The organism is Nocardioides stalactiti (assembly GCF_014180715.1).
GTDB classification, from domain to species: Bacteria; Actinomycetota; Actinomycetes; order Propionibacteriales; family Nocardioidaceae; genus Nocardioides; species Nocardioides stalactiti.
In genome coordinates this window covers 1-3,445 of sequence record NZ_JACEFC010000161.1, presented here as the reverse complement: position 1 = coordinate 3,445, position 3,445 = coordinate 1, and the positions used below count along the sequence as shown (strand labels likewise).

Here is a 3,445-nt window from a genome sequence, read left to right as displayed (position 1 = left end):
GGCGCGAGCCCGACGAGGAGCGCGGCCGCCGTAGCGGCAGCGGCGATAGAACAGGTTCTACGTCGGCTCACGCTGGGGACAACGAGGCGGCCGCCGGAAGGTGACTACAGGCGGCGACGCAGCCGGACCACCGTGTCCTGGACCTGCATCGACCCCTCCTCGGTCGGCTGCTCGCGCTCCTGGACCTCGGCGACCTCGATCTCCCACGCGTCGGACGAGCCGCCCTCCACCCCCAGCGTCGCCAGCACCTGCTCGGGCGGGAACAGCAGCCCCGGTCCGTGCGGGCGGCGGGCACCGCTGTCGAGGTCGTGGGGATGATGCGCGACGACGAGCAGGCGACCGCCCGGGGCCACCACCGATGCGATCTGTTGGTAGACGCCGTCGAAGTCCTCCCGCGGGACGTGCAGGAAGTGCGCGGCGACCAGGTCGAACCCCTTGGTCCGACGCGGGTGACGCGGCGGGTGCCCGGACAGCACGTCGTACTCCCCCACGCGGACGCGACCGTCGACACCGCGCTCGATCGCGTGCTCGGCGGTCCGGTCGAGCGCCACCCGCGACACGTCGAGCGCGGTCACCTCCCAGCCCTGCTCGGCGAGCCAGATCGCGTCGGCGCCCTCGCCGCAGCCCACGTCGAGCGCGTGCCCCGGCGTCAGGTCGGCCGTCTGCTCGACCAGTCGGCGGTTGGGGTTGCCGCTCCACACCCGGGTGCTGCTGCCGTACCGCTCGTCCCAGAACTCGCGGGTCAGCGCCTGCCGCATCTCCTCGAGCGTCGCGTCGTCGTGGTGGTCGTGGCGGTGGTCGTGGTGCTTCACGGCTCCACTGTCCCGCATCAGTCCCAGACGGTGTAGGCCGAGCCGAGCGCGTTGCGGATCTTCTCGTCGCTGGTCGCCAGGACCCCGAAGGACACCAGCGCATGGGCCGCGATCAGACGGTCGAAGGGATCGCGGGTCCAGGTCAGCGTCTCAGCCGCCTTCGTGACGGCCTCGAACGCCATCGGGTGCTCGAGGAGACCGATGGAGTGCTCGAGCTCAGGAAGGATCCGGTGGGCGGGTTCGGTGATCCGGCCGATCTCGTGCAGGTAGGTGATCTCGAGGCGGACCATCGGGGAGAACCGGAGCGGGTCGACGGCCAGACGCTCTCGGAGGACGCCCGGGATCCGGTCGAGCTCGCCCTGCGCCAGCCACAGGACGACGTTGGTGTCGAGGTGCAGGTCCGTCACGGGTTCAGAGCCCGGTCGGGATCCCACTCCGCAGACCAGTCGATCGACGCGAGGTCGCCCGGATCTCCGACGATGAGGTCCGGGTTGGCGCGGATCCTCGACAACCGGTCGACGGGGGCGTCCGCGACGATCCGGAGCCGCCGTCCCTTGCGTTCGATCTCCAACGGCTCGCCGGTCTCCAGCACCCGGTCGATCAACCGATAGATGTCCTGCCGGAGCTGCGACGGAGTCACTGCTGCGCTCATGACCCGACGGTACGTCGTACGTACGTCCTTCGCAACGGCGTACGTACGAGAAGGTGCCCCCGCTGGGACTCGAACCCAGACTGAGCCGTGTTTAAGACGGTTTCCTCTGCCGATTGGGATACGGGGGCCGGACGAGCTCAGTGGCTCACGAGTGGCTCATAAGTAGGTCTGGCGCGGGTGGATCGCGTGCGCGCCCGCCACCCGGTCGATGAACAGGTAGCCCGCGCAGTGATCCATCTCGTGGAGGAGTGCCCGCGCCTCGAACGCGTCGGTGGCGACGGTGACCTGCTCGCCCGTGCCGGGCAGCTGGCCGGTGACGACGAGGCGGGTCGCGCGCTTCACGTCCCCGGTGAAGTCGGGCACGCTCATGCATCCCTCGCGGGCCCGCTCGTTGCGGCTGGCCTCGACGACCTCGGCGTTGCAGAGGACGAACGTGCCGTGGTGGGTCCGGGTCTTGGGGTGGTCGGACACGTCGACGCAGAAGATCTGTGCGGCGACGCCGACCTGCTGGGCCGCCAGCCCGACGCACCCCGGGCTCACCCGCATGGTCGCGACGAGGTCGGCTGCCAGCTGGACCCAGTCCGGCAGGGTCGGGTCGATCGGCTCGCCGGCAGTGGCGAGGACCGGGTCGGGCGCGCGGACGACGTCGAGCACGCGACCCTCCACCCCCAGCTCGGCCTCGGTCCACGCCGACAACCGCTGGCTGTCCGCCTCGCTCATCTTCCGGGGTCCCCACAGCGTTGTTCGCTGGAGGAGCGAAGCGGAGGAAGCGATGAACGGTGTGGGGTGTTCACAGGTCGTCGGCCTCCACCGCACGCAGCGTCGCCGTCACCCCGACCTGCTGGGCCGTCTCCTTGATGGCCGCCTCGACAGCGGCCGCGTCGGCGTCGGCCGGCAGGTCGAGCTCGGCGACGAGCAGGTAGAGGTCACCGCTGAGCCGCGTCGTGAGGTCGGTGATGTTGCCGCCGGCCGCGGCGACCTGGCCGGCGACGGCCGACACGATGCCGGGACGGTCACCGCCGTGGACCGTGAGGACCCAGGAGCTCGAAGCGGAGGCCGGGCTCGGCTCGTCGGTCACCGGCCGCACCGACACGTCGAGGTCGCCGGCGACGGTGAGCCCGGTCAGGGCGTGCTCGATCTCGCTGGGCGCCACCCGGCCATGGCTGCCCTCGACCGAGCAGAGCAGCATCATCGCGAAGTGACCGCGCAGCAGAGTCATCGTCGAGTCCTCGATGTTGAGCCCGAGACCCGCGAGCCCCTCGGTCGCCTCGGCGATGATCCCCGGCCGGTCGTGGCCGAGGACGGTGACGGCGTACTGGCGCGGCGTGCTCATCCGTTCATCCTTCCAGCACGGCCCGCCCCGCGGGTAGCGGCCTCAGTCGATCTCGACCTCGACCGAGACGGTGCCGCTGTTGTCGCCGTACGCACCAGGAGCGCCGACGAAGCCGTAGCCGTCGGCGAACCCGATGTACAGCGCTGTCGCGTCGCTGGGGACCTCGATCTCCTGGAGCGTCCCGTCGTCGGTCTCGCCGTCGCCGATGAAGATCGGCTCGCCCAGGTAGGGGCTCTGCGACGCGGCGTCGGACTCCTCGGTGAGGTCCTCGACCGCGTCGGAGGGGAAGGCTGGTTGGTCCTCGCCGACGAAGACGCCGACGACGAAGAGGGCCCGGTCGGCGTGGGTGACGCCGGGGATGCCGTTGAACCCGGTCACGGCGGTCGAGGCGAACACCTCGTTGCTGCCGTCCGGTGAGCCTGGGGCGCAGCCGTCGCACGCGGCGACGTCGCCCTCGACCGAGGTGAAGCGGATGGTGCTCGCGCCGTCGACGTCGATCTTGATCGGCTCGGTCCCCGGGTCGCTGAGCTGGGCCGTGAGCTCGTCGTCGGCACCGACGAGGTAGATGTCGGCGGTGGCCGGGACCTTCACGTCGACGGTGTCGGACCCGGTGAGGACGATGACCGCGGCAGCCGCTCCCGCGACGCC

Annotated in this window: 6 protein-coding genes and 1 tRNA gene; all 7 read right to left on the bottom strand. The window is 70.9% G+C overall.

The window, feature by feature from the left end; genetic code table 11:
* Positions 1-104: 104 nt before the first annotated feature.
* Positions 105-812 carry an SAM-dependent methyltransferase gene (locus tag H0487_RS20775; RefSeq protein WP_220793638.1) on the bottom strand — a complete coding sequence of 236 codons (708 nt, stop codon included), beginning with the start codon at positions 810-812 and terminating at the stop codon, positions 105-107.
* Positions 813-829: 17 nt separating this feature from the next.
* Positions 830-1,219: a type II toxin-antitoxin system VapC family toxin gene (locus H0487_RS20770; protein ID WP_183096131.1), complete on the bottom strand. Its 390-nt coding sequence runs from the start codon at positions 1,217-1,219 to the stop codon at positions 830-832.
* The gene (locus tag H0487_RS20765; protein WP_183096130.1) at positions 1,216-1,464 is read right to left on the bottom strand and encodes a type II toxin-antitoxin system Phd/YefM family antitoxin; all 249 of its coding nucleotides are present in this window, start codon (positions 1,462-1,464) and stop codon (positions 1,216-1,218) included. Before H0487_RS20765 ends, H0487_RS20770 begins: the two co-directional genes overlap by 4 nt.
* Before the next feature lie 54 nt (positions 1,465-1,518).
* Positions 1,519-1,592, bottom strand: a tRNA-Leu gene (locus H0487_RS20760).
* A 28-nt stretch (positions 1,593-1,620) separates the two neighbouring features.
* On the bottom strand, positions 1,621-2,184 hold the full coding sequence (locus H0487_RS20755; protein WP_183096129.1) for a peptide deformylase: 564 nt from the start codon (positions 2,182-2,184) through the stop codon (positions 1,621-1,623).
* A gap of 70 nt (positions 2,185-2,254) precedes the next feature.
* Positions 2,255-2,797, bottom strand: coding sequence for a glycine cleavage system transcriptional repressor (locus H0487_RS20750; RefSeq protein WP_183096128.1), 543 nt, complete (start codon positions 2,795-2,797; stop codon positions 2,255-2,257).
* 42 nt (positions 2,798-2,839) lie between these two features.
* Positions 2,840-3,445: hypothetical protein (locus tag H0487_RS20745; protein WP_183096127.1), on the bottom strand; the 606-nt coding region annotated here is incomplete at its 5' end.